This is a genomic window from Nostoc flagelliforme FACHB-838 (assembly GCF_014698065.1).
GTDB classification, from domain to species: Bacteria; Cyanobacteriota; Cyanobacteriia; order Cyanobacteriales; family Nostocaceae; genus Nostoc; species Nostoc flagelliforme_B.
The window spans coordinates 1-4,118 of sequence record NZ_JACJSI010000469.1 but is presented as its reverse complement, the minus strand read 5'-3'; the positions used below and the strand labels follow the sequence as shown (position 1 = coordinate 4,118).

The window sequence follows — 4,118 nt, the reverse complement described above, 5'->3', positions numbered from 1 at the left end:
CGAACTCTTTTGAAGAGTTCGTGAACTGTTCCTGAGTAGTTCGTGAGGTTTCCTGAAACTCTTCCTCTGACTGACTTTCACCTGAGATAGATGCTTTATACGAAGCACGCATCTCTTCACAGCCAGCATCTTTCTCTGAATTTTCAGCATTTGATTCTCGTTTTTCAGCACTGGCTTTCTCCCAGAACTCCTTCATCCGGCTACCGTGCAAATTCTGCACCATCCACTTCACTGTCTCCCGGCCATCCTCTATGGACTTGTCGGGTTTGAAAATGAATAGCCCGCTTTGGGAAAGAATTTTCTTTGCAGAGATAAAAGTACTGTACCCCAAAGCAGAAGTCAGAGGCATCCACCGGGAACCATAAGGATCAGCCGTCCAGCATTCTTGCCACAATTGCGTAACAGATGGCTTTTGTTGCGATGCCCACAGCAAATCTTCAATGGGAATAATCACATGAAGCCTTTTATACGGTGACTGTGGTTTAGTGGCAACAGCCTTTTTGGACTTGGGATGGGTAATGGTTGCAGTCATTTTACAATCTCCTGTTTATGTTGACGCACGGAAATTTCCCCCTCTGTGATTGCGGGGCTTGCTATTTCCTATTTGGTTGTCTAAAGAATTACTGGTATGAGCAACAGATCACTTAGCCTTGCCAGAATCGCAACTCGTCTCGGAAATACCTATCAGTCTTTTTCGATTCGTTCTGCCAGTGATCCCATGCAACGATTACCTCATCTCCTAAATCCTGAATCACTTCTCCTCTGGCGACATACAAAGTACGGTATGGGTCTGCATGAGCAACGATAGAACCGATGCCAATTGTCCGAGGTTCAGTGGATGTGTTGTGAAGGGCGGTAATTAATTCTGTTTCCTGGGTGGTCAATTCTGCCCAGTAGTCTTGTTTGATTACCTCGTACTCTTGCGCCACTGCCCAATAGTCCTGCCAAGTACACCCAGGTTTAGCTAGCACTGACCTAATATCACTAACCGCTTGGGGCAGCATTTCCAATTGTTCGGCTCGATATGCGATCGCAATTGGTGTCGGCTCACTGCCCAAAATTATTGCAGCAGCTTCAAGCGCTTGGGTGTTGTTCATGGCGCTGGCAAGATTCTTCAATGCCATGCCCATAAGCCGCAAACATTCTTGTGCATTTTCCTTGGGTGGTTCTTGGGCTAGCGATCGCAAATCAATAGTTTTCTCTAACGCCTGTTTCACCTGCTTGTTCAAAGCTTTAGTCCCCTGTTGGGTCATAGTATTTCCCCATTGTTGAGAAGGGCGCTGTTGAACCGCGTTTTCTAATTCCTGAATGCGCTGCTGGAGTTGTTGGTTTTCAGTCTCCAACTGCCGTAGACTTTCCATTTCGTCTAGGCGCTGCTGTAACTGGATATTCTGCTCTCTTTGTTGCTTGTACAGATTTTGCAAGGATTGAATTTGCTTACTTACTTGTTCTTCGGCTCTGGCTATGGCTTCTGACTGTAGCCCAACCCTCAATTCCTGCTGTAAGCGCTCTAACTCTTGCTGATGTTGCTCTTTGAGTGCAGCGATCGCCTCGGTGTACTCTTTTGGGTAAGTCCGCCCACTCGATTCGGACACAATTGCGTCATTTAAACCAGTCAAATCACCATTGTTGATCAACAACCTCTCACCATCGCTGAAGGTGACAATCTGCTGATAGTTGTTCGGAGCCGAAGCCTCAATCACTCCCGAATCCCCATAACGAGGGTGTGAAAGGGAAGAAACAGTCACAGAATTACACAATTGCGTTTTGATTTTTTCTTGTTTTGTGCTGTTGGTTCTAGTGATTGACGTATTTTTTGGAACAACCTTCTGTACTGCAAGAGCAAAATCGGCGGCAGTGGGGAAGGATTTTTCTTGGGACGCGAGCGCTACGACTTCCTGTAACTTATCGGGAGTTTTGACCAAACGAAGCAGGGGGCGAGTTTGAGAGGGTTTAGTGATTTTTACCCTCAGTTCCTCTGGCAGGGTATCAACTACTTTCTTTGCAGACAGAAAATCTCTGACCCGGCGATATCCCCCGTGTTTGGTCAACTCACTTTCGCAATAAGCTTCAAAGCTCTTGTGTCCACCATCTTGGTAATAGCCTTTGTCTCGCATCAGGCGCAGTTCATCTATTGCTTGCCACTCGAACCTATCGATGGCGGTGAAGGTTTCCTGGATGCTGGCGTTGACAACACTGTAGTCCAGCGTCGTTGTTTGTTCGGGTTCTAGTGTCAGCATATCTCTTGCTCACTATGGTAAATGCTTGAAAATTGAGGTGTTGCAGTTTAACCAAAGTGAACAAGAGCAGCTGATTTGGAGGGTTTTTCCAAAAATGTGTCAGCATTGTAATTGGCTCACTTTGTGATCAACGGATTGAGCAGGCGATCGCTAACTTTGGACGGTGGGCGATCGCTTCTAGTTGTTGTGCTATTTATCTAAAAGATAATTTCAGTAGTTACTCCGTTTATTAGTTGCAGAAAATACAGTTAATACATTCGTATACTAATGAGGCAATAACGTTTGCTTTATGCTGACCGCATCATTAGTAGAAAATTTATTCCATCTCTTGCACTAAAGCAGCCTTAACCTCGGCATCAAAATTTACGCCAAGGGCATCAGAAAGCTTACGCAAAGTTTCACGCGGTAAAGACTTTGCATCTTCTGTTTCTATGCGATATAGGTTGCCAACACTCATACCAGCTTGAGCTGCTACCCAAGTTGGGGATAGTCCCTTGGACTCTCTAATCTCTCTAATCCGAGTGCCTAGACCAGGCAAATCAACCGACAAAGTAACTTGCATTAAGTTCATAACTTCACTTCTCCATTAATGTAAGCAAATCATAGCGCTTCTTTCCTCCGTTTTCAAGCTTTACTTATCTAGCTTTACTTATTCAGTGAGACTTTACAAGTACAACTTATTAAGCTATACTATAAAACATAAGGGCAAGGGAAAGCAAACTGCCTGCACCCGGACGCAACAAAGGGTTTGCACTATCTGAACTTTGACAGCAATCCAAAGTGACCGCTTGAGGAGCAACCGAGGCACTGGCATCACCAGAGAAGGCCAGGGGTACACAGTCGGGAAATGGATATTGCACTGAATAAATGATTAACAAAAGACGTTAGACGATTAGCTTTTGACGCTGTTAAAGCTGTACACGTCCCCTGATGCTGTCTGTCTGCTGTCTTGATAATGCTTTTAGCGACTAGCTTTGATGGCTACGCCAAATCTTTTTGAGAGCGTTGTGCCAAACCACAACGTTTTTTTGCACACATAACAAAGGCGACCGCCCACCCTGAGAAAGTATGCGATCGCCTTTTCCCCGATTAAGGAGATTTCCATTATGAACTATGCAACGTATACACAGCAAGCAATTCCTAGTTCTTCTCGTAATGAACAAGCCACAGCCCAAGCAGAAGCTGTAGCCCCAACCCAAGACCCCCTGACTGCTCGTGATCGCCGCATCATTGGCGAGATTATCGAAGTTGAACCCGAATCAGTTCGCACCATCTGGATTGAAGGGGGGATTACGGTATGGGTGCAGTTAGTTGGTGGTGGGCGGCTACCATTCGACCGCAACTGGTTCGCTACAAGAGTGGCAGAGGTAAAAGCGACTCTACCAGAAACCCCACGGGAACGGAATCAGCGCTTGGAGTCTGAGTTAAAAGAAGCTTGCACTGTTTTCGGTTTGTACCACGGTGAGATTGACTATCTAGTATTCAGTACGAAAGTCTATCGCCAGGGCAAGTTAGTTGGCTTCGTTGGCTGGGATGAAGAGGGTTGGTACGCAAGACCCAGACAGTACGGAGTCAATCGTGTGGCTCCGAGTGCTGAACAAGTGATTGCGTCGTTGGGAGTCAGAGCGACAGTAGCGGCGTAAGTTGCTGAAAGTGAGAAAGGCGATTGCACACCAAAAGAATTGCAATCGCCAACTAATTTAGCTTCGAATAAACACAATCATGACACAAAGTACAGCAACTAACTTCTCACTTTAAGTAGGTAGCTGTCAGAAGGAAACTCTCCTACCTGCTACAGATGCGAATGCAAAGGTGTAAGAAATCCTTGCCCTGGAAGTGAGAAAGGGCGGTTACTTCTCCAAGAGAAATGCAATCGCC

At 45.9% G+C, this 4,118-nt stretch carries 4 protein-coding genes and 1 pseudogene; 1 reads left to right on the top strand and 4 read right to left on the bottom strand.

Going from position 1 to position 4,118, the window contains the following annotated elements; all coding sequences use genetic code 11:
- The 4 genes and pseudogenes from H6G97_RS46780 to H6G97_RS46765 form a co-directional block, all read right to left on the bottom strand.
- A pseudogene (locus tag H6G97_RS46780) lies at nt 1-532 on the bottom strand (hypothetical protein); the annotation flags it as partial.
- A gap of 112 nt (nt 533-644) precedes the next feature.
- Nucleotides 645-2,240: a hypothetical protein gene (locus H6G97_RS46775; RefSeq protein ID WP_190947201.1), complete on the bottom strand. Its 1,596-nt coding sequence runs from the start codon at nt 2,238-2,240 to the stop codon at nt 645-647.
- A 316-nt stretch (nt 2,241-2,556) separates the two neighbouring features.
- Nucleotides 2,557-2,811: a helix-turn-helix domain-containing protein gene (locus H6G97_RS46770; RefSeq protein WP_012413141.1), complete on the bottom strand. Its 255-nt coding sequence runs from the start codon at nt 2,809-2,811 to the stop codon at nt 2,557-2,559.
- Between the two features lie 390 nt (nt 2,812-3,201).
- Nucleotides 3,202-3,345, bottom strand: coding sequence for a hypothetical protein (locus tag H6G97_RS46765; RefSeq protein WP_190947200.1), 144 nt, complete (start codon nt 3,343-3,345; stop codon nt 3,202-3,204).
- Nucleotide 3,346: 1 nt separating this feature from the next.
- On the opposite strand from H6G97_RS46765, the gene H6G97_RS46760 reads away from it, so the two are divergent.
- On the top strand, nt 3,347-3,883 hold the full coding sequence (locus H6G97_RS46760) for a hypothetical protein (RefSeq protein ID WP_190947199.1): 537 nt from the start codon (nt 3,347-3,349) through the stop codon (nt 3,881-3,883).
- Nucleotides 3,884-4,118 lie beyond the last annotated feature (235 nt).

Bases quoted from the DNA above. Each gene is read 5' to 3' on its own strand.
- H6G97_RS46775 (WP_190947201.1), bottom strand. From the start codon at position 2,240: ATGCTGACACTAGAACCCGAACAAACAACGACGCTGGACTACAGTGTT.
- H6G97_RS46770 (WP_012413141.1), bottom strand. From the start codon at position 2,811: ATGAACTTAATGCAAGTTACTTTGTCGGTTGATTTGCCTGGTCTAGGC.
- H6G97_RS46765 (WP_190947200.1), bottom strand. From the start codon at position 3,345: ATGGAAATCTCCTTAATCGGGGAAAAGGCGATCGCATACTTTCTCAGG.
- H6G97_RS46760 (WP_190947199.1), top strand. From the start codon at position 3,347: ATGAACTATGCAACGTATACACAGCAAGCAATTCCTAGTTCTTCTCGT.